Origin of the sequence: Streptomyces sp. CWNU-52B (genome assembly GCF_047444975.1) — a bacterium.
Classification (GTDB): Bacteria; Actinomycetota; Actinomycetes; order Streptomycetales; family Streptomycetaceae; genus Streptomyces.
In genome coordinates this window covers 358,705-377,877 of the sequence record NZ_JBLFJV010000019.1, presented here as the reverse complement: position 1 = coordinate 377,877, position 19,173 = coordinate 358,705, and the positions used below count along the sequence as shown (strand labels likewise).

23 protein-coding genes are annotated in these 19,173 nt (G+C 68.0%); 15 read left to right on the top strand and 8 right to left on the bottom strand.

The genetic code is table 11. The annotated features are described in order from the left end of the window. Positions 1-30 precede the first annotated feature (30 nt). The 3 genes from ACLVWQ_RS19505 (at position 31) to ACLVWQ_RS19495 (ending at position 2,962) form a co-directional block, all read left to right on the top strand. Entirely contained in the window at positions 31-924 is an 894-nt protein-coding gene (locus ACLVWQ_RS19505) for an NAD(P)H-binding protein (protein ID WP_414110165.1), read from the top strand. Between the two features lie 113 nt (positions 925-1,037). After that, complete coding sequence (locus ACLVWQ_RS19500; protein ID WP_414110397.1) at positions 1,038-1,406, top strand: darcynin family protein; 369 nt, start codon at positions 1,038-1,040, stop codon at positions 1,404-1,406. Positions 1,407-1,690: 284 nt separating this feature from the next. Then, positions 1,691-2,962 carry an erythromycin esterase family protein gene (locus tag ACLVWQ_RS19495; RefSeq protein ID WP_414110164.1) on the top strand — a complete coding sequence of 424 codons (1,272 nt, stop codon included), beginning with the start codon at positions 1,691-1,693 and terminating at the stop codon, positions 2,960-2,962. A 52-nt stretch (positions 2,963-3,014) separates the two neighbouring features. On the opposite strand, the gene ACLVWQ_RS19490 is transcribed toward ACLVWQ_RS19495, so the two are convergent. Beyond that, the gene (locus ACLVWQ_RS19490; protein ID WP_414110162.1) at positions 3,015-3,365 is read right to left on the bottom strand and encodes a winged helix-turn-helix transcriptional regulator; all 351 of its coding nucleotides are present in this window, start codon (positions 3,363-3,365) and stop codon (positions 3,015-3,017) included. Positions 3,366-3,549: 184 nt separating this feature from the next. Continuing rightward, positions 3,550-4,680: an NADH:flavin oxidoreductase gene (locus tag ACLVWQ_RS19485; protein ID WP_414110161.1), complete on the bottom strand. Its 1,131-nt coding sequence runs from the start codon at positions 4,678-4,680 to the stop codon at positions 3,550-3,552. A gap of 553 nt (positions 4,681-5,233) precedes the next feature. Here ACLVWQ_RS19485 and ACLVWQ_RS19480 point away from each other — a divergent pair. Both ACLVWQ_RS19480 and ACLVWQ_RS19475 read left to right on the top strand, forming a co-directional pair. Further along, positions 5,234-5,767, top strand: a complete 534-nt coding sequence (locus ACLVWQ_RS19480; protein ID WP_414110160.1) for a hypothetical protein — start codon at positions 5,234-5,236, stop codon at positions 5,765-5,767. Between the two features lie 29 nt (positions 5,768-5,796). Beyond that, positions 5,797-6,132 (top strand): hypothetical protein, encoded by a 336-nt coding sequence (locus ACLVWQ_RS19475; RefSeq protein WP_414110159.1) that lies wholly within the window; start codon positions 5,797-5,799, stop codon positions 6,130-6,132. 1 nt (position 6,133) lies between these two features. On the opposite strand, the gene ACLVWQ_RS19470 is transcribed toward ACLVWQ_RS19475, so the two are convergent. Then, entirely contained in the window at positions 6,134-7,039 is a 906-nt protein-coding gene (locus tag ACLVWQ_RS19470) for a hypothetical protein (protein ID WP_414110158.1), read from the bottom strand. A gap of 657 nt (positions 7,040-7,696) precedes the next feature. On the opposite strand from ACLVWQ_RS19470, the gene ACLVWQ_RS19465 reads away from it, so the two are divergent. From ACLVWQ_RS19465 to ACLVWQ_RS19455, 3 genes are read left to right on the top strand one after another with little or no spacing between them, the layout of a single operon-like run. Next, entirely contained in the window at positions 7,697-7,876 is a 180-nt protein-coding gene (locus tag ACLVWQ_RS19465; protein ID WP_414110156.1) for a hypothetical protein, read from the top strand. After that, complete coding sequence (locus ACLVWQ_RS19460) at positions 7,860-8,840, top strand: helix-turn-helix domain-containing protein (protein WP_414110155.1); 981 nt, start codon at positions 7,860-7,862, stop codon at positions 8,838-8,840. Before ACLVWQ_RS19465 ends, ACLVWQ_RS19460 begins: the two co-directional genes overlap by 17 nt. After that, entirely contained in the window at positions 8,828-9,289 is a 462-nt protein-coding gene (locus tag ACLVWQ_RS19455) for a cupin domain-containing protein (RefSeq protein ID WP_414110154.1), read from the top strand. The genes ACLVWQ_RS19460 and ACLVWQ_RS19455 overlap by 13 nt, the downstream gene beginning before the upstream one ends. A gap of 231 nt (positions 9,290-9,520) precedes the next feature. Here ACLVWQ_RS19455 and ACLVWQ_RS19450 read toward each other — a convergent pair whose 3' ends face one another. Together ACLVWQ_RS19450 and ACLVWQ_RS19445 are read right to left on the bottom strand one after the other, a co-directional pair. Then, the gene (locus ACLVWQ_RS19450) at positions 9,521-9,967 is read right to left on the bottom strand and encodes a helix-turn-helix transcriptional regulator (protein ID WP_414110153.1); all 447 of its coding nucleotides are present in this window, start codon (positions 9,965-9,967) and stop codon (positions 9,521-9,523) included. 124 nt (positions 9,968-10,091) lie between these two features. Continuing rightward, positions 10,092-10,553: an ATP-binding protein gene (locus tag ACLVWQ_RS19445; protein WP_414110152.1), complete on the bottom strand. Its 462-nt coding sequence runs from the start codon at positions 10,551-10,553 to the stop codon at positions 10,092-10,094. 50 nt (positions 10,554-10,603) lie between these two features. Between ACLVWQ_RS19445 and ACLVWQ_RS19440 the strand changes: the two genes are divergently transcribed. The 4 genes from ACLVWQ_RS19440 (at position 10,604) to ACLVWQ_RS19425 (ending at position 12,425) form a co-directional block, all read left to right on the top strand. Beyond that, positions 10,604-11,497, top strand: a complete 894-nt coding sequence (locus ACLVWQ_RS19440) for a Scr1 family TA system antitoxin-like transcriptional regulator (protein WP_414110395.1) — start codon at positions 10,604-10,606, stop codon at positions 11,495-11,497. Positions 11,498-11,508: 11 nt separating this feature from the next. Further along, the gene (locus ACLVWQ_RS19435) at positions 11,509-11,715 is read left to right on the top strand and encodes a DUF397 domain-containing protein (protein ID WP_414110150.1); all 207 of its coding nucleotides are present in this window, start codon (positions 11,509-11,511) and stop codon (positions 11,713-11,715) included. A 104-nt stretch (positions 11,716-11,819) separates the two neighbouring features. Next, the gene (locus ACLVWQ_RS19430; protein WP_414110149.1) at positions 11,820-12,029 is read left to right on the top strand and encodes a DUF397 domain-containing protein; all 210 of its coding nucleotides are present in this window, start codon (positions 11,820-11,822) and stop codon (positions 12,027-12,029) included. A gap of 231 nt (positions 12,030-12,260) precedes the next feature. Next, positions 12,261-12,425, top strand: a complete 165-nt coding sequence (locus ACLVWQ_RS19425) for a hypothetical protein (protein ID WP_414110148.1) — start codon at positions 12,261-12,263, stop codon at positions 12,423-12,425. Between the two features lie 88 nt (positions 12,426-12,513). Here ACLVWQ_RS19425 and ACLVWQ_RS19420 read toward each other — a convergent pair whose 3' ends face one another. The 3 genes from ACLVWQ_RS19420 to ACLVWQ_RS19410 all read right to left on the bottom strand — a co-directional run bounded on the left by ACLVWQ_RS19420 (position 12,514) and on the right by ACLVWQ_RS19410 (position 15,428). Next, a complete protein-coding gene (locus ACLVWQ_RS19420; RefSeq protein ID WP_414110147.1) occupies positions 12,514-13,260 on the bottom strand; it encodes a class I SAM-dependent methyltransferase in 747 nt (248 codons plus the stop codon). Next, positions 13,257-14,729 (bottom strand): asparagine synthase-related protein, encoded by a 1,473-nt coding sequence (locus ACLVWQ_RS19415; RefSeq protein WP_414110146.1) that lies wholly within the window; start codon positions 14,727-14,729, stop codon positions 13,257-13,259. The genes ACLVWQ_RS19420 and ACLVWQ_RS19415 overlap by 4 nt, the downstream gene beginning before the upstream one ends. Before the next feature lie 471 nt (positions 14,730-15,200). Then, positions 15,201-15,428, bottom strand: a complete 228-nt coding sequence (locus ACLVWQ_RS19410) for a hypothetical protein (RefSeq protein WP_414110145.1) — start codon at positions 15,426-15,428, stop codon at positions 15,201-15,203. 149 nt (positions 15,429-15,577) lie between these two features. Here ACLVWQ_RS19410 and ACLVWQ_RS19405 point away from each other — a divergent pair, with 149 nt between their 5' ends. The 3 genes from ACLVWQ_RS19405 to ACLVWQ_RS19395 all read left to right on the top strand — a co-directional run bounded on the left by ACLVWQ_RS19405 (position 15,578) and on the right by ACLVWQ_RS19395 (position 19,047). Beyond that, a complete protein-coding gene (locus tag ACLVWQ_RS19405) occupies positions 15,578-16,918 on the top strand; it encodes a tetratricopeptide repeat protein (RefSeq protein WP_414110144.1) in 1,341 nt (446 codons plus the stop codon). Between the two features lie 654 nt (positions 16,919-17,572). Next, complete coding sequence (locus ACLVWQ_RS19400) at positions 17,573-17,773, top strand: DNA-binding protein (protein WP_414110143.1); 201 nt, start codon at positions 17,573-17,575, stop codon at positions 17,771-17,773. After that, the gene (locus ACLVWQ_RS19395) at positions 17,773-19,047 is read left to right on the top strand and encodes a tyrosine-type recombinase/integrase (RefSeq protein WP_414110141.1); all 1,275 of its coding nucleotides are present in this window, start codon (positions 17,773-17,775) and stop codon (positions 19,045-19,047) included. The genes ACLVWQ_RS19400 and ACLVWQ_RS19395 overlap by 1 nt, the downstream gene beginning before the upstream one ends. Positions 19,048-19,173 lie beyond the last annotated feature (126 nt).

Here is a 19,173-nt window from a genome sequence, read left to right as displayed (position 1 = left end):
TCCCGATCCGGCACGACCCACGAGGTTTCCATGATCGTCATCACTGCTCCCACGGGGAACATCGGCCGCCATCTGCTGCCACTGCTCCTCGACTCCCCCGACCACGACGAGGGGCTGCGCGTGATCGTGCGCGACCCCGCCCGGCTTCCCGACAGCGTGCGCGAGCGGGTCGAGGTGGTCACCGGCTCGCACGGCGACGCCGATGTGGTCGACCGGGCCTTCGAGGGCGCGGACGCCGTGTTCTGGCTCGTCCCGCCGGACTCCTCGCGGGCCCCGCAGGACGCCTACTCCGGTTTCTCCGCCCCGGCCGCCAAGGCCCTCGCCACCCACTCCGTCGGCCATGTGGTCGGCGTCTCCGCACTCGGCCGCGGCACGCCGCTCGCCGGCCGCGCGGGACTCGTCACCGCCACGCTCGCCCTGGACGACCTCATCGCCGGCACCGGCGTGGCCTACCGGGCGCTGGCCAACCCGTCCTTCTTCGAGAACCTGCTGGAGGAGGCCGGCTCGATCCGCGAGCGGGGCGTCTTCACCGACACCGTGGCCGCCGACCGCAGGGCCCCGCTCGTGGCGGTCGCCGACATCGCGGCCGCTGCCGCCGGCCTGCTCCTGGACCGCCCGTGGTCCGGCAGCGGCAGCGTTCCGGTACTCGGCCCGCGGGACCTGTCGCCCGACGACCTGGCCCGCGTCATGACCGAGCAGTTCGGCCGCCCCGTGCGCTACGAGCGTCAACCGCTCGACGAGTTGCACACCGCCCTCGTCGGCTACGGCCTCGACGAGGCGTTCGCGCGGGGCGTCGTCGACATGAAGCGGGCCAAGGACGAGGGCCTGGACGCGGGGGTGCGCCGTACGCCGGACACCGCGTCGCCGACCACGTTCGAGGAGTGGTGCGCCGGAACCCTGAAGCCGGCTGTCCTGGCCGGATGACGCGCCGTCCCGCCAGGAAATCGACGACTCCGACCATACCGACGGTGCCGACGGTACCGACGATGCCTGACACACCAGAACCGTCCGCCGCTCCCGATCCGGAGGAACCCGTCGTGCCCACCGAAGAGACCGCACCGCCGGTCACCGCGTTCATGCTCATCAAGACCAGGCCCGAGTGGCTCGCCATGACACCGCGAGAACGACTGGACGCCTTCACCGGCCAGGTCCTCCCCGCCATCGAGGCCAGGACGTCCGGTGTCCGGTCGCGCTTCTACGACACGGAGTTCTACTCGACGCGCGTCACCGACGTATGGGTCTGGGAGGCCGACGACCACGACGCCTACCAGCGCCTCATCGACGCACTGCGCGAAACCCCGTTCTGGGACCACTACTTCGAGGTCGTCGACCTCCTGGTCGGCACCGAGAACGGCTACGCCCGGACGTACGGCTTCGACCCGGTCGCCACCGTGACCACCAGTTAGAGCAGGCGGAGCGGCCGGAGGTAGTGCCTGCGGTACCTGGGGGTGGGCAGTGCGTGGGTTGGTGGGACCCATGGCGCGCACGGGAATCTGAAGCCATGACGCGACGACGCACGGCAGTAGCCATTCCCACGGTCCTGCTCGCTCTCAGTGCCGCGGTGGCCGGAGTGGCGGTGGCTACTCCGGCCACCGGAAACACGGGGAACACGGGGAACACTGAGAACACGGGGAACACGGGGAACACGGGTAAGAGGCCCGCGACTTCGACATCGATACCGACAGCCAGTGTGGTCGAGGCCATCGAGCGCAGCGCCCACCCACTGCGCGGCACGAACCCCGAAGGCAGCCTCCGGGACCTGGACGCGCTGGGCCGCATGGTCGAGGACGCCCAGGTGGTGGGCCTGGGCGAGGCCACGCACGGCTCGCGGGACTTCTTCCGTATGAAGCACCGGGTGTTCCGTTACCTGGTCGAGGAGAAGGGGTTCCGGTCCTTCTCCCTGGAGCTGCCCTGGAGCAGCGGGCTACGGGTCAACGACTACGTACTGAACGGCGAGGGCGACCTCGACGACATAGCGCGGGACGAGTTCCAGGGGACGTACCGGATCTGGAACAACCAGGACTACCGGGACCTCATCGAGTGGATGCGGGAGTACAACCGCCGACACCCCACCGACCCGGTGCAGTTCATGGGTGACGACATGGGATACGCGGGGCCGGAGCTGTACGACCGGGTGAGCGACTACGTGGCCCGCAGCCACCCAAGGCTGAAGGCACGCGTGGCCGAGCTGTACCGCGGCCTGCCGCCGACCACCGACGCCGCCACCTACTACGACGCGTACCTCCAACTGCCGCTGGCCGAACGCAAGGAGCGGGCGGAGCGGACGGGAAAGGTGTACGAGCTGCTGCGCGAACAGGGCGCGAAGGCCGGAGCCGGCGTCGGTGCCGGCGGCGGCGGAAGCGACCGGCAGGAGTACATCTGGGCCGTACAGCACGCCAGGGCCATCCATCAGATGGCCGAGGGGTTCTCCTTCGACATCGCCGACGAGTCCCAGGTGGTGGCGATGATGAAGTACCGGGACCAGGTGATGGCCGCGAACGTGGCGTGGTGGCACCGCCGCACCGGGGACCGCGTCCTGCTGTCCGCGCACAACACGCACGTGTCCTACGACTCGTTCGACGAGCGGTACCCCAAGACACAGGGGGCGTTCCTGCGGGACACGCTGGGCAAGGACTACGTCAGCGTCGGCTCCAGCTTCTACCAGGGCTCCTTCAAAGCCTTCGGCACCGACGACAACGTGATGCGCACTTACAGCGTGGGCGCCGCGAGGCCGGACTCGAACGAGTACACCCTCGACAAGGCCCGCCAGACCGACTACATCCTGGACATGCGTACGGCCCCCGACTCCGCCCGCGCGTGGCTGGCCACGTCACGCCCCACATGGAACATCGGCGCAGGCTGGCCGGACCCCACGGAGTACAAGTCGGCCCCCGCCAAGGCCCACGACATCCTCATCCACCTGAACGACGTCGAGGCGACGACGTACTTGGGCACACCCTGACCCTGTTTCGAGCTCGAAGCACCGTCATCCGTCGTCCATCGTCCAACGTCCATCAGGAGCTGACGGGTTGGCTCGTCAGCGCCCCGTTCCGGTCCATGTGGGCGTATCCCCATTCGCACAGCGGCCTCAGCGCGTCAGCCAGACTCGAACCGAACGGTGTCAGGGAGTATTCGACGTGAGGGGGAAGCGACTGGAAGTCCTTGCGGACGACGATGCCGTCCGCCTCAAGGTCTTTCAGCGCACCGATCAGCACCTTCTCGGTAATGCCTTCGACGAGGCGGCGCAGCTGGCCGAACCGCTGGGGGCCGTGCACGGCGAGCTGCCAAAGCACCAGGAACTTCCACCTTCCCCCGATGACGGACAGTGCGGCGTCCAATCCGCAGTAGAACCCACGCTCAGTCATCTGGAAATACCCTTCCGTCCGCCACCGCCTGAAGGCACCTACTCCAGAGTAGGTACTTTTCCGGCGGAAGAGGACTTGTCGTTGTCGGCGTCGGCTGCTGCTACGTCGTCGTCGGCCGATAATCGGGGTGAGCCATCGGACCGGAGCCGAGGACTCATCCGTACATGACTACGCTTCGGCGGCGTCAGCGCAGGGTGGCGACCTGGTCGACGGTGAACGGGATCAGCGTCTCCGTGTCGCCGGCGAGGACCTTGCGAGCCCACTCCGGGTCGGCGATCAGGGCCCGGCCGATCGCGATCAGGTCGAACTCGTCCCGCTCCAGCCGGTCCAGCAGGTTCTCGATGCCCGCCACCCCGGTCCGGCCCCCGCTCTCGAACCCCGGCTTGAACGCCTTGTCCAGGCCGACGGAGCCGACGCTGATGGTGGGCCTGCCGGTGAGCTTCTTGGTCCAGCCCGCGAGATTGAGGTCCGAGTCCTCGAACTCCGGCAGCCAGTACCGGCGGGTGGAGGAGTGGAAGGCGTCCACCCCGGCCTCCGCGAGCGGCGTGAGGACCGCCTCCAGCTCCTGCGGAGTGGTGGCCAGGCGCGCGTCGTAGTTGTTCAGCTTCCACTGCGAGGTGCGGAAGACGATCGGGAAGTCGGCGGAGACGGCCTCCCGGCAGGCGGCCACGATCTCGGCGGCGAAGCGGGTGCGGGAGACCAGGTCACCGCCGTAGCGGTCGGTGCGGCGGTTGGTGCCCTCCCACAGGAACTGGTCGATCAGAAGGCCATGGGCGCCGTGCACTTCGACGCCGTCGAACCCGGTGCGCTCGGCCGCCGCGGCGGCCTCCGCGAAGGCGGCGATCACCGCGTCCACGTCGTCCTGGAGCATCGGCTCACCAGCCGGGGCCCCGTCCAGCCCTATCCCCGACGGGCTGACCGTCGGGGCGTCAGGGAACGGGCCCGCGCCTTCGGGACGCTGCACCCCGACGTGGCAGATCTGTGCCAGGATCCGGCCGCCGGCCCGGTGCACCTCCGCCACCACGTTCTTCCAGCCCGCCAGGGCGTCCTCACCATGGAACAGCGGCGCCGTGACGCTGTCTCCCGCCGCATCGTGACGGACGTAGGTCCCCTCGGTGACGATCAACCCGACCCCACCGGCCGCCCGGCGCGCGTAGTACCGCGCCACATCGGCACCGGGGACGCCGCCCGGCGAGAAGTCGCGCGTCATCGGCGCCATGACGATCCGGTTCGGGACGGTGAGCCCGCGCAGGGTGAACGGGCGAGACAGGGTCTGAGCCGCGCGGTCGGCGGCGGCAGCGCTGCTGGCAGGCACGTGAATACTCCTCGAAGCAGGACGACGTTCCACGGAGGACCGGCTTTCGGAGAGGCCGGAGCTTGAGGGCTGGGCCGGTTACCTACGTTGAAGCCGAGGAAACATGCCATTCCTTCCCACTGGCAAGTACCTACTTTTTTGTAAGTGTCTCCAGGCAGGACGCAGCACTACCGATGGTTGGGGGGCCGGCGGAAAAAATTCCGGTTCGAGAAATTCCGACACCCCACAAACAGCGTGACCGAGAAGGCCCCTATAGGCGTGTTCAAGGAACTCGAATCTGAAATCGGCCTCATTCAACATCAGCGCTGCCACCAGCAGTCCCACCGGACACTTTCCGACCCATGCTGTACGCCGTCGACACACCGACCTGTCCACCATCACGCGCCACGCCCGGTTCCCTGTTTCTCCTGTCCCCCTCGGATACGGAAATTAACGGCCTGAACCTGCCGAACGGAGTCGAGGTTCATCGAGGCGTCCTGTCCACGCCCTACTGAACCCCCCGTTCCACCTCCACACTCCGAACCGGCGCTGCTACTTGAGGTGGAGGGCCGGCATGAGCATCGACGAGGAACGTCTGGGCTATGACGCGGCCATGAAGGAGGCCCACTTCATCGCTGCTCCACTGCTGACCGCTGCCGCGCTGTCCCTCGCGGGAGTCGTCGGCGGAGCGGACAAACGGTTTCTCTGGCCCGGCCCCACGCTCCTGCTGCTCGTGGCCACCGCCATGACTCTGCTCGCGAGCATGCAACTGAACTACTACGCCCGCCAGTTCCTGTTCACCTACCGGGAACTGGAGCAGAACTGGATCGACCACGTCGACAAGTGGCACAACAGGGCGGGCGATCCAGAGTTGCGAAAGGTCCTGCTCCCCAAACACAACAAAGCTCAAGTCAGGTACAAGAAGTTCGCAAGTCGCGCGGTGCACACCTACAACGCGGGAACTCTTCTGCTCGGCTTGGGTATCGCCGCGTCGCTCGCTCCGCCCGGTGACGGAAAACAAGCACTGTGGCGGTGGACCGCCGCGGGGTTGGTCGCAGCCTGCACACTCGCGGAAGGAGTGTGGATCGTCCGTATCTACAAGGAATAGAGCACGGACCGACCGAAGGGAGAATCCAGATGCTGCACGATGTCATACTCCCAGGACTGCCACCTCCTATATGGCCAGCTAAATGCCGGGGATGCGGTGCGAAGATCATCGGGCATGATGAGGTGCTGCCGAACGAACTCGAAAAGCTCTACGCCAAGGCAGTCGCCGGCAACACCACCGCTCTTCGAAAGCACCTCGCGAAATACGATGCGGCGGTGGTCATGCACGATGACGATTGCAGGATTCGGAACCTGCCGACCAGCGTCCTCGTCCACCACATCACAACGGACGAGGCAATCGAGTGGCACGACAAGATCCAGGCAATCCTGAACCCTCCACAGCCGACGCCCCCTTTCGAACCATGACCTACGCTTCTGTGGCACCGTCAGCATCATCCGTGTACGAGCCACGCGGCACCCCGTGCTCGTACGGCTGATCCGGCACCCCCTGCCCCGCGAACAGCCGCGAGACCCGTGTGAAAACCTCCTGCTCCTCTTCCCTCTCCGCCGGCAAGCGGTGGTGCAGCGCGTCCAGCAGGTCGAAGCGATGCAGGTCGAAGACGACGTGCATCAGCCCGGAGTACGCCTGCGCCGCGGTCACGGCGCCCTTGTACGCGACGGCCGCGAGGACGAGTACCGGAACACAGAGCCACCGCACCCCCGGCTCGTCGGACAGTCCGACGCCCAGGACCACCGCCGACGCGAGGAAGCTCCAGCAGAGGTTGACGGCGGTGTCCAACGCGTCCCGCGTCGAGCGCAGGGCCTGCGCCATCCGATCCGAGACCTGCATGTAGATGCGCGGCCAGGAGGAGAGCGTCGTCAGGCCGTAGCGTTCACCGGCGCTCAACTCCCCCGCGCGCAGGGCGTTGCCGAGGGCGGTCGGCAACAGGACATCCACCGGCGGCCGGGCGGCCAGGCGGCGCCGGGCATCGGCGGCGACCGGGCCCGGACGGGCGGCCTTGGCTCGGAGCGCACGGTGACGGCGGCGCTGGATCTCCACCAGAACACCCGCGAGCCCCGCGGTGGCGGGCCACCTGTCCCAGTACCCCTCCAACACCCGCACCGCCCTGACCTGGAACGGATGCAGCAGCAGGGCGAGCAGACAGACGCAGGCGGTGATCCCGAGAAGGTTGCCGGTCCAGTCGCCGGCCGACGAGGGGAGGGCCGAGCTCCAGTCGCTGCGACCGTCGTAGCTCCCGGCGCGCGCCAGCACCCATACGCAGGTGACGAACAGCGCGCTCGGCACGAAGCCGACCGTCAACAACCGTCGCACCAGCCCCGCCTTCCCCCAAGTCACCTCGAAGAATCACAAGTATGAATCGAACAGTCCAGTCCAGGACAGGTTTCACGCCGCTCCCCACCAGCCGGAGAACCGACTGAGTCAGGTATCCCGTCCAGCGGCGGCAGTCATCAGCTGTCGCTGCCGACGTGGCGGCGGATACGGGTTGCTGTCCCACACGCTGAGCCGCAACCGCCCGTCGAGCCGTACGAGCCGTACGGAGACGGAATCCCGTGTGCAGGCGTGGGAGTTGGTGACCAGCTCCGAGGCGACAAGCTGCGCGTCGCCGAGCACGGCGGAGGCCCGTCCGCTGCCGGGTGAGCACGGCCCGCACATGGGCACTTCGCACGGATCCTTGTCGCAGACATCGTGTCCCGCGCGACCCGGGACGCCGACGGCGCGCGATGGTCGAACGTCGAGCACCGGGCCACCCCGAACACCCTCGAACCCCACACAGGGTGGGCGATGGGCAACGCAGGCATCGTGCGCGAGCTGCTGCGCCACATACGTATGAGCCGAGGGGCTGACGCGACATACGCCTTCACCTGGCCGGACCAGCCAGTGGCCGGTCAGACCGTTCTCCCCGTTCTCCCGGTGCTCCCTGTGCCCCCGGGCGACTAGGGCGTGTCCTGTAGGTCGGCAGGGAGCCCTTTGATCGCCAACGAGCGTGAACACATCTCGAAATCCATCGCGGCGGTCACCACCGATTCGGATATCGGTGCTGCGCTCACCGTTCGGTCGTCGGCCGACGACCGTCGGCCGTCGGCCGACGACCGAGCCGTCCACCGCGTGCGCCCGCCGTTATCATCGGCCGGTGATCGGCAACCTTGAGTCGTTCCAGGACGAGTTGGCGGCCAGCGGGTTTCCGCCGCTGGTCAACAAGCTGGCCGGGGCCGGCTTCCGAGGTCGGATCGCCACCTGTGACCTCGGCCCGCTGCGGCTGGTCTCCCTCGACACACCCGAGAGCGCCTGCATCGGGCGGGAGCGCGACGCCTCCGACGGCGAGCACCTGGCGGTCAAGGTGATGACCCGGGGCCGGACGCGGATCGAGCAAGGCCGCGGCGACGCCGAACTCGGGCCGACCGACCTGGTACTGCTCGATCCCACACGTACGCTCCGGTTCGAGAGCACCGCAGCGACGCACGTCACCATCCTGGTTCCGCGCCGGGAGCTTCGGATCCGGCCCGCGCAGCTCGACCGGCTCATCGGCGTACGCATCGACGGCAGCCACGGCCCGGGGGCTCTCGTCTCCGTGCTGGCCCGGCAGTCGGCACGGTCGGCGACCGAGTTCCGCGAGGCGGAGGCGCTGCGGTCGGCGGCGGCCGTCGTCGAGCTGATCGCGGTCGCACTGGAAGCCCGGCTCGGCGACGAACAGCCGGCCCCGGACGAGTGGCTGCGGAGCCGGATCACCGGCTACATCGAGGCCCGGCTGGCCGATCCCGAGCTGTCCCCGCCCGGCATCGCCGCCGCCCACCACATGTCCGTACGCCGGCTGCACAAGCTGTTCGAGGACCAGCCGCTCACCGTCGCGGCCCTGATCCGCCGTCGCCGTCTGGAGCGCTGCCGGACCGAGCTGACCGGAAGCGGACGTACGGTCACCGCCGTGGCCGCCCGGTGGGGATTCTCCGATCCCACCCATTTCAGCAAGCTCTTCAAGGCGACATACGGCTACAACGCCCGCGCGCTGGTGACCAGCAACCGTGCGCGGACGACCAAGACGCGCACCGCCGGCCCGGACAAGGATGGTGGTGACCAAGGCAGCCAAGAGCAACAGGAGAAGTCATGGCGAAGGTAAACATCGTCCGCCCCGGTGAGGGCGAGATCCTCGGCAGCGGGGCGCAGCAGATCCGCATCCTGGAGAACGGCGAACACACCGACCACCGGCTGGGGTTCGCCGAGGTCACCATTCCGCCGGGCACCCCGAGCCCGTTGCAGCATCGCCACGCCCAGCACGACGAGGGCTTCTACGTGCTGGCAGGAACCTTCCGGTTCACCGTCGGCGAGGACCATTACGACGCCGGGCCGGGCACCTGGGTCATCGTGCCGACCGGGGCACCGCACACGTTCGCCAACATCGGCGACGAGAACGCCGTCATGCTGAACACCTTCACACCGGACCTGTACGTGCAGTACTTCCGCGACTTCAAGGCCATGATCGATTCCGGGCAGCCGGTCAACGCCGAGACCATGCAACCGCTCTGGAAGAACTACGCCACCGAGATCTCGGACGAATACGCCTCGTGAAGCGCAAGCGCGGCCGGTGACCGTCGTACTCGGTCGGCGTGACCATCACCGACGCCATCCACGCCGCGGTGCTCCGCATCCCGGCCACCGGCTCGACGGCCACCGTCTGAACGGCCGCCGTCTGGACGGTGGCCGTCTGGACGGTGGCCGTCGAGCCGGGCGGTGAGATCCGCGACGGAGCCCTTCGTCCACCGCCGGACACGCTCCGGCGAGGGAACGGTGAGTCATCCGTCAGCTGCTCCGGGCGGAGTCCGTCGTGGCAAGCACGTCACCGTTCACGCCCCCACCGGCCGGCGGACCGGTGTCCGGGGCGTCACGGAAGCGGCCCGGAGAAATACCGTGCTCCCGACGAAAGGCGGCACCGAAGTCGAACTCGGTGGAGTACCCGAGCTCGCGCGCGACGGCTGCCAACGGTGCGTCGCTCTCACGGAGCAGCCTCGCCGCCGGGGACAGCCGCACCCCGGTCAGGTAATCCCGGGGCGGCTTCCCGAGCATCCTGGTGAAGTGGCGGGTGAAGGCGGTGCGCGACATGCCTACGGCGGCACTCAGTTCGGAGACCCGCCAGGACTCGTACGAGGCGCTGTGAATGTGCCGCAACGCGGACGCGATCACCGGGTCGTCGACGTACGGGACGTCGGCGGTGCCGTTGTCCCGCAGCCACTGGCGCACCACGTGCACCAGCAGCAGGTCCGCCAGGGCCGAGCGGGCCGCGTCCGCACCGGGGCCGGTGCGGACAGGGCGTGTTCCGCCGCGTACGGAAGGCGGCGTTCATGGTGGCATTCACGCGCCCTGGACAGGGAATCTATGTGCCCGGGGTGCGCCACTCCGCCCAGACCTCCTTGCCGCCGCCGTTTCGGCGGCCGTTGACCAGGAGGTAGTGGCCCCACTCGTCGGCACACGCCTGCGTCAGCCACAGCCCGCGTCCGCTTTCGGCGTCCGGCTCCGGCCCCGTCGCGTGCCCCGGCCGACGCGGTGGTGGGTACGGGTTGCTGTCCCACACACTGAGCCGCAACCGCCCGTCGGTACGTACGAGCCTCACGGAGACCGAATCCCGAGTGCAGGCAAGGGAGTTGGTGACCAGCTCCGAGGCGACGAGCTGCGCGTTGTCGAGCACGGCGGAGTCCGTCCGGTGCCGGGTGAGCACGGCCCGCACATGGGCTCTGACGATGCCGGGCCCGAAAGGCGAGTTGGCGATCCGAAGGGCGTACTCCCAGTCACCGTCGAGCGGGGACGCGGCGACGTGCTTCAGGACGAGCTCGGTCATGGCCGTAACTCCTCTGTGTGATGCAGGGGTTGATAGGAAGTCGGGTGGCTCTGTCGCCGCTGCGAAGCGCTCCTACATCCTCGGAGGCACCCGGGGTAATCGACTGCACACACAAGGTAAGGCAGCAGCGCCTGGGCGCTGAACTGCGCAAACTGCGTGAGCGCGCCGGCCTCAACTCCCGCGTGGCGGGGCAGAAATTGGGTATTGACCCGGCCCGGATCAGCAATATCGAGTCGGGAAGGTTCGGCGTCAGCGCGGATCGCGTTCGAGCATTCGCCCATGGGTACGAATGCTGTGATGAGCCCTACATCGACGCACTCGCGGCCATGACGGGCGGACGCTCCCGTAACTGGTGGGACGACTACCGAGATCTCCTCCCACCGGTCCTGCTGGACCTGTCGGAGATGGAGGAGCACGCCACAGCACTACGTACGGTTCAGTTCACCCACCTGCCCGGCCTGCTCCAGACTGTGGGCTACGCGCGTCTGGTCTTCCAGCAGAACGTGCCCACCTTGCCGCCTCCGACCATCGAGCACCGCCTGTCCCACCGCATCAAGCGTCAGGGGATTCTCTACAGCGACACCCCGACGCAGTACGCCGGGATCATCCACGAAGCCGCGCTGCGTATGCGGTTCGGCGGGCCCGAGGTCATGCGGGAACAGTTGGCGCACATCGCGCAGATGAGTGAGCGTAAGGGGGTGACCGTCCTCGTACTCCCCTTCTCGGCAGGCATCTTCCCCGGCGCCGGCCAGACCGTGGTCATCGCCCACGGTCCACACCCGCAGCTGGACACCGTGCAACTGGACACGGAACACGGATCCGAGTTCCTGCACGCGGAAGCCCAGTTGGACAAATACCGAACGATCATGGGCCGCATGGAGCAACTCTCACTGAACGCCGCAGACTCCCGCGACTTCATCCACGGAATCATCGCCGATTTGTGAAAGGCCCCGTCATGACCGAACTCCGTTGGCAGAAATCCACCTTCAGCAGCGAGGCCAGCAACTGCCTCGAACTCGCCACCGCCCCCGACGGCACACACCGCCTACGCGAATCCGACAACCCCACCACGACCCTCACCCTGCACACCCCTGATCTGGCGTCCCTACTGGCGGCCGCGCGGCGAGGCATATCCGCGGCACGCACGGTCCAGGACATCTGAGCGTCGGGGCACCGGGTGAAGACAGACTCGACCGACTCAGCCCGTTGAAGCTGCCTCCCGAGACCTGATCCGCGCGATCATCAACGATCTACGAAAGGCTTCAAGTGCCCACCCTCCACTGGCAGAAGTCGTCCTACAGCAGCGAGGGAAACAACTGCCTCGAACTAGCCACCGCCCCCGACGGCACCCTCCGCCTCCGCGAATCCGCCGACCCCACCACGACCCTCACACTGCGCACCTCCGACCTGACCTCCCTCCTCGCAGCCGCGCGCCAAGACATATCCGCGGCTGGCCGCAAGGCCCGGGACACCTGAGCGTCGCAGTCACCAGCGACGGCAAACCCGACCGGCGCACTTCACATCCAGCGCGACTCCGGCGGCAGCCTCCGGCACGAGGTCAAGGGCGCCTGAAGAAACCCTCGTAATTTCGTCCGCCGCCTTCGCGGACTTCTCGACCGGGCCGAACTCGACGGGTCCGCTTCGACGCCTTCCAGTACTCGAGCGCCATCCCTGCTCCTGGATCAGGGCGTCGAACTCGTCGCGATCATGGAACTTCTCGGCCACACCCACATCGACGTCACCACCACCGTCCATCCCCGCGTCCGACTCCGCCTCCCGCTCGTCAAGAACCGCCCGCGCGACATCCAACACCGACCCGAAGTACTCGACGGCTTCATCACCGAGACCGGACTCGTGCTGGAGCCCTCATGACTCTGTCACCCCACCCTTTCAACCTCGGCGTCGCTACTGCCGTCAGGAGTCGGGCGGCTGGCGCTGGTGCCATTTCTCGCTCCGCCGGTCACCGCGGATTTTGTCGGGCCACCGTGTATGCGGTGGGGCCAGTGAGCCCTGTCCCTGTGCCGTCGAGCATGTCCAGGACCTCGAAGCCGGCGGCCTCCGCGTAGCGTTCGAGCTCCTGGGGGAACAGGACGCGTCTGCGGATCTCGTCTCGGGCCTCGTCGCCCGAGGGGAGCATCCAGTGCCGGTGCATGGTGTTGATCTGGGTCCGCAGATCCCACGTGTGGCGAATGGTGACGGTCGCGGATCCCGTCGAGGTGTCGACCGTGGCGGTGGTCGGCTCGGTCCTGGTGATCGGGGCGACGGGGGAACACAGCACGAGCAGCGCTCCCGGCCGGGCGTGGGACGCGAAAGTGGCGAAGACCTGGCTGATCGCCTCGTTGTCGTGCACGTAGGCGAGGCTATTGCCCATGCAGGTCACCACGTCCATGCGGCTGCCGAGTCGTACGGTGCGCATGTCGCCGGTGCGGATCTCCAGCCCGGGCCGGGCTTGATGGGCGTAGTCGACCATGCCGGGCTGGAGGTCCACGCCGATGCACTTGAAGCGTTTGGCGAGGATCTCCAGGTCGCGGCCGGTACCGCATCCGAAATCGACCAGGGTCCGGGCGTCCGGCCTGTGCAGCTCGATCAGGGTCTGGCACATTTCGGCGCTCGTGCTGTCGGACTGGACCACGTCGTAGAGTGCCGGATCGCGGTACAGGAGGTTGGTGGCTTCCACGTGCTCGGCTTCCGTGTCGGGGCTGGTCACATGAGGCTTCGCAGTCCGACCTCCAGGGCGAGCACATCGCACAGCAGGTTGGGGACGACCGACGCAGCGTGGGCGTCCCTCCGCGCCTTGGCGAGAGCCTTCCCATCAACGTAGCCGAGGTCCACCAGGATGGACTCTTTCAGCATGTCATCCAGTACGGGCAAACCGTAGGAACGCAGGCCCCTTTCCAGAACAGCCAGGAAGTTCTCCGGTTCGGCCGGCGCGGCCACCCACTCGGGTACCCCGGCCCGTCTGATCCGGTCGCGGAACAGCGCCTTGCCTCGCTTGTGCTCGTGCGGCAGCTGCTCCATGAACCGCACGATCCGTGGGTGCACGAGCGGGCTCACCGGCCAGATTCCGGCCCGGAGGAATCCGGGGTTGTGCATCCCGAACGCCATCAGGGTCGGTACGGGCAGTACCGGGATGGGTGCCAGATACTCGTTCACCTCGGCGAGTGCTCGGGCTGCCTTGACTCCGAGCCACGGTACGGGTTCGGGTGTCGGCAGTTCGGCCTGTGTCCTGGAGTGGTGGGCGTTGATCTCGTCGCCGCCGCTGCCGGTGAACATGACCTCGCACCGCCGTACGGCTGCCTGCTCGCGCACAACATCGAACGCCTCCTGATAGAAGGCTCCCGCCGGGTCGTGCGGCTTGCACAGATCGCGCACGCCTCCAGCGCAGAAGGGTGGGTGCTGCATGGCGGGGGTGGCCGTGTCCCGGAAGCCGCAGTGCTCGACAAGGGCCCGACGCCGCTCGCTCTGTTGCCTGCCGGTGCTTCCTCCCACCAGCAGGCCGAAGCTGTACACCTCGGGGAAGCGGGCTGCTTTCACGGCCAGGGCGACGTTCCCGGAGTCCGCGCCGCCGGACAGCTCAACACCCACACATCCAATGGCCGTCGGCGCCTGGCGGATCACGTCGGTCAGCAATTCATCCAGAGCCACGAGTGGATCAACGCCGGGCCGCAGCGTACGTGGCTCGAGTACGTGTTCGGCGGGGTCGGGATAGCGGATGCTGAGTCCCGAAGGGGTGAACGTGGCCGCTGCCCGTTCGGTGAGGCGGTAGACGCCTTGGAAGAGCGTCTCGGACGTGTAGCGGTGCTGCCTCGTCAGCGTGCGGGCGACGACCCGCGCCACCAGACGGTCGGCCCGCAGATACGGTCGCAGCAGTGTCAGGTCCCACGAAGCGTGCAGTTCGCCGGCCTTCTCTGTCAGATAGAGCGGGGCTGTACCGAAGACACCCGCCGCCAGGCGGGCTTGTCCGGGCTCCATGGTGAGTTCGACGAAGTCGGCCTCGTCCCGCTTGCACTCCTTCACCCGGACCCGTACGCGCGGCGCTTGGTCGTCGTCGACCTCCATGACCAGAGTGGACACGTTCGCGGGCTCGATCCAGCTCTCGCCGTTGATCCAACGGCCGCCCTGCGATCTCCACTTGGGCTCCTGGAGATCGGCCAGGCGCAGACGCATCGACAACATGTAGTCCCCTTCCGATGTCGTGCGGCGGGGCGGGGCCGCGAACGGCCCCGCCCCGCCCGGCGTCAGCCCTGGATCACTTGCTGCAGTGGTCGCCGTTGTTGTCGCCGCCGCCCGGCATCTTGTCGAGCAGCGCGGCCTCGATGGCCGGGACGCCGGTGGTCAGGTCTCCGGTGAACAGCTCGTCCACGTTCATCGTTTTCTCCCTTACGGTTTTCAGTGGACTCCGCAGCGGATGCTGCGGAGTTGGACCCGTCCGGCTGCCGGACCCTTGCGAAGAAGGCAGCCGGGCGGGGTGCCCGCCGCTTCCGGCGCGGGCCCTCCTCGTCACAGGTGGGGAGCCTGGATGCGTGACGGGGAGGAGTCAGGTGGGTGTGGATGCGGCGGCGACGCCCAGGACGAAGCCGACCAATCCCGAGATGGTGATGATCAGGAGTGGTCCGGCGTAGCGGCCGACGGCTGCGGCTAACCGGTTCACAGCCGCTCTCCGCGGCTGCGCTGGTTGGCCTCGCGTACTGCGACGCTCAGCTTCTCCGCTCCGTGCTCGGGCGTGGCACTGCCGTACTGCGAGCAGAGGCACGGCGAGAACCGGTTCGACCCCGGCGGCAGGTCCGCGCCCTCGTAGGTGTCGATCCTCAACACCCCGTCCATGCCCCGCTCCTCGGCCATCCGGGCCAGACGGGCCCGTGCTTCGCTTCTCATCCCTCAGCCCTTCAGACGACGGCTGCGGCGAGGACTCGCCGTTGCCTGCTGCCTCTACGCAACCGCACGACCACGCTCAGCGGTACCGTTGCCGCAGCACCAGGACTTGAAAGCCTTGAAAGTTCGCAAGTTCACGGGGAGTTGAGGGCATGGCCAAGCGTGAACCAAACGTGGCGCTCGGACGCCTGCTCGCCGAGAGCCGCTGGACTCACCGCCAGTTCGCACGGGCGGTGAACCGCGTCGGTACGGAGACCGGAATCCCCCTGCGTTATGACGAATCGGCGGTGAGCCACTGGCTCGGCGGCACCGTCCCTCGCGGCGCGGTGCGCGGATGCATCCTCGAAGCTCTCTCCCGCCGCCTCAGCCGCCCCGTCACCCATGCCGAGGCCGGACTGCCCATTCCACACGATCGCTCCTCCGCGGCTGCGGATACCGTGGAAGGAGTGATCGACCTGGGGAGGCTGGATATGGACCCGTCCCGCCGCAGTGTCCTGGGTGCCGGCCTGTTCTCCGTGGCCGTCACCATTCCCGGCTGGCCTGATGTAGTCGGGCGTGCCGATGTCATTCAGTCTGGCCGCACGAGTCGCATCGGCATGAACGAAGTGGACATGGTCGTCGCCATGACCGAGCGGGTCTCGGAACTGGACGACGAGTTCGGCGGCCGGCATGCACGTCCCATGGCGGCCTCGTTCATGGTCAACACCGTGGCCTCCTATCTGCGCGCCGACGCACCCGAGGGCGTACGCAAAGCGATGCTTTCCGCCGCCTCGGACCTGCTCTACCTGACCGGCTACATGGCCGTGGACGAAGGGCTGCACGGACTCGCGCAGCGCTACTACGTCAAAGCCCTGGAGCTGGCAGGCGCTGCCGAAGACCACCTGACGTACTGCACCACCCTGCGGGGCATGAGCGTCCAAGCAGTCGACCTCGACCACGGGGCGAAGGCCATGGAACTGGCCGACGCCGCTGCCGCCGCCTCCCCGAAAGCCGGCCCCCGGATGCTGGCCTTCCTCGTCGGCCAGCAGGCACACGCCGCCGCGCAGACCGGTGACCGTACGGGTGCGCTGCGCTACATCCGGGCGGCCGAGGCGGCCATGGACCGTGCCGAGTCACGCGGCAAGGCGTTCGGCTCGTATGACCCCTCTTCGCTCAACTACCACGTCAGCCAGGTGCGTTACGAACTCGGCGACAAAGCCGGAGCCGTCGAAGCCATGCAACAAGCGGACCTGCTCCGCCCCAGCGCGTACCAGCGCACACGAGTACACCGTCGCGGACTGTTGGCAGAGCGGCAGTTGGAACTCGGCCACCTGGAAGCGGCGTGTGCCACCTGGCACCAGGCCCTCGACGACTACCCCAAGGTGCAGTCCGGCCGCGCCGACGACCGCGTGAAGGCGATGTTCGGTCTCCTGCGCCCTCATCTGAAGAACGCAACGGTCCGCGATCTGTACGACCGAGTACGGACGATCGCGCCACCGTCGCTGGTCGCCTGATCCCCGTCGGACCTTCAAGCTCAGCCACAGAAAGTCAGCCACGACGGCGGGCTCGCCGAGAGATCACGCGCCACGTGTGCTTCCAGCAACCCCGCGCCGGCCTCAACCACGCCTCTTCCTTCCGTCACGGCATCCGCCCTGCTCCGGCCTGGCCGCTCGGCAGCGGGCTCGGCTGCTCGAACTATGGCCTGGCCTGTGACCGCACCCCTCGACGATCGCGGCTTCCGGCGGCCGCGACCTGACGAGGTGCTGTGCGGCGTTCGGCGGAGTCACTGAGTCGGCCTGGCGGCGCCGCTGCAGGCCGATGCGGCTGCTTCCGGGATCGGGTTCGGCTCGCTTGCCTGCCACTGCGCGCCGAGTGGCCGGTGGGCGTCGCCAGCGGGGCGGCAGACAGGAGCGGGCGGCGGTCACCGGCCGCCGGCGCGCGGCGGCCCGCGCAAGCGGGACGCCCTTCTTGATCAAGTAAAGAAATTCTGAACAGCTCTCCACAGGTCGTCGCCTGCTGCTGCGCCATGGCGCGGTTCAGGGTCAGCGTCGGCGTCGGGCCTCGGCAAGTCTGTCGCGCAGGAGTTGGGCCTTGGCGGCCTTCTCCTCGGGTGTGTAGTTGCCGCTGAGGCGTTTGCGTTGCTCCATGACGGCTCGCATCGCGTCCCTGTGGGCTGTGGCGGCTTCGAATTCGACGCTGGCCTTCGCGAAGCGTTCCTCGGCGGCCTCCAGCTCGGCCGCTCCGCCGTCTACGACCTCATCCGCACCCGCCAGCTCGCCTCCATCACCCTCGGCCGCGCCCGCCGCATCCCCACCCACGCGCTCAACGGCTTCATCCGCACCCGCCTCGACCAGGAAGCCGCCGCCTGATGACCACGCCCCGCGACACCTCCGCCTCCCGCCGCGTCCGAGCCAACGGCGACGGCGACGGCGACGGCGACGGCGACGGCGACGGGACTGTCTACCAGCGCAAGGACGGCCGCTGGGAGGCCGCCGGCTACGTCCTCGCCCCCGGCAACACCCGTCGCCGCGTCCGCGTCTACGGCACCACCCGCAAAGACGCTCTGGCCAAGCTCACCGAGAAGATCGCCACCAGCAACCGCGGCCTCCTCGTCCCCTCCGCTCAGAGCAGCGTGGCCGCGTACCTGACGTACTGGCTGGAGAACGTCGCCGTCCACCACCTCCGCGAGAACACCCACACCCGCTACACCACCTGCGTCCACCGGTACCTCATCCCCGGCCTCGGCAAGAAGAAGCTGGCCAAGCTCACTGCCAAGGACGTCCGCACCTGGCTCAACCAGCTCCGCGCCACCTGCCAGTGCTGCACGCGCGGCCTCGACGCCCGACGCGACCAGCCCCGCTGCTGCGCAGCCGACCAGTGCTGCCACAAGCTGCTCTCCCCGCTGACGCTCACCTACATCCACTCCGTACTCAAGTCCGCCCTGGAACACGCCGTCCGCGAAGAGGAGATCCCGCGCAACGTCGCCCGCAACGTCCGCACCGGCACCCCACTGCCCCGACGCGTCGAACCCCTCACCGCCGAGGAAGCCCGCCAGTTCCTCACCGCCGCCCAAGGCCACCGGCTGCATGCCCTGTTCGAACTCGCCCTCCACACCGGACTCCGCAAGGGCGAACTCCTCGGCCTGCACTGGGAAGACCTCGACCTTGACGCGGGCACCGCCGCGATCCGCCGAACCTTGCAGCGCAAGGCCGCAGGCGGGCTCACCACGCTGCCCACCAAGACGTGGGCCTCCGAGCGCCGCATCGCCCTCCCCACCCGCTGCGTCCAGTCACTGAAGCTCCAGCACGAACAGCAGAAGAGCGAACGCGAGGCCGCAGGTACCACCCGGCAGCACGACGGGCACGTGTTCACCACGGTGCAGGGCAGACCGATCGACCCGACCAACCTCACCCGCACCTTCACCATGCTCCTCCGCAAGGCCGGCCTCCGCCGCATCCGCTTCCACGACCTCAGGCACTCCACCGCCACCCTGCTTCTGGAACAGGGAGTCGAACTTGTCGTGATCAAGGAACTCCTCGGACACGCCCACATCGGCGTCACCGCCACCGTCTACGCCCACGTACGCATCCGCCTTCAGCGCGACGCCATCGACCTGCTCGGCCACGCGCTCGGCCGCCCCTGACAGCCAGACGGCGGCGGACACCACTGCGTCCGCCACCGTTGCCGTCAACTACTGCCGTCAGGCGGTAAATTAGCCCCGCCGCAGACAGCTCGGCGGGGCTAAAATTTGCTACTGGTCACGCTTCTT

Excerpts from the sequence above, each read along its gene's own strand:
- ACLVWQ_RS19505 (WP_414110165.1), top strand. The coding sequence starts at position 31 with ATGATCGTCATCACTGCTCCCACGGGGAACATCGGCCGCCATCTGCTG.
- ACLVWQ_RS19490 (WP_414110162.1), bottom strand. The coding sequence starts at position 3,365 with ATGACTGAGCGTGGGTTCTACTGCGGATTGGACGCCGCACTGTCCGTC.
- ACLVWQ_RS19480 (WP_414110160.1), top strand. The coding sequence starts at position 5,234 with ATGAGCATCGACGAGGAACGTCTGGGCTATGACGCGGCCATGAAGGAG.
- ACLVWQ_RS19475 (WP_414110159.1), top strand. The coding sequence starts at position 5,797 with ATGCTGCACGATGTCATACTCCCAGGACTGCCACCTCCTATATGGCCA.
- ACLVWQ_RS19455 (WP_414110154.1), top strand. The coding sequence starts at position 8,828 with ATGGCGAAGGTAAACATCGTCCGCCCCGGTGAGGGCGAGATCCTCGGC.
- ACLVWQ_RS19445 (WP_414110152.1), bottom strand. The coding sequence starts at position 10,553 with ATGACCGAGCTCGTCCTGAAGCACGTCGCCGCGTCCCCGCTCGACGGT.
- ACLVWQ_RS19435 (WP_414110150.1), top strand. The coding sequence starts at position 11,509 with ATGACCGAACTCCGTTGGCAGAAATCCACCTTCAGCAGCGAGGCCAGC.
- ACLVWQ_RS19425 (WP_414110148.1), top strand. The coding sequence starts at position 12,261 with ATGGAACTTCTCGGCCACACCCACATCGACGTCACCACCACCGTCCAT.
- ACLVWQ_RS19415 (WP_414110146.1), bottom strand. The coding sequence starts at position 14,729 with ATGTTGTCGATGCGTCTGCGCCTGGCCGATCTCCAGGAGCCCAAGTGG.
- ACLVWQ_RS19410 (WP_414110145.1), bottom strand. The coding sequence starts at position 15,428 with ATGAGAAGCGAAGCACGGGCCCGTCTGGCCCGGATGGCCGAGGAGCGG.
- ACLVWQ_RS19405 (WP_414110144.1), top strand. The coding sequence starts at position 15,578 with ATGGCCAAGCGTGAACCAAACGTGGCGCTCGGACGCCTGCTCGCCGAG.
- ACLVWQ_RS19395 (WP_414110141.1), top strand. The coding sequence starts at position 17,773 with ATGACCACGCCCCGCGACACCTCCGCCTCCCGCCGCGTCCGAGCCAAC.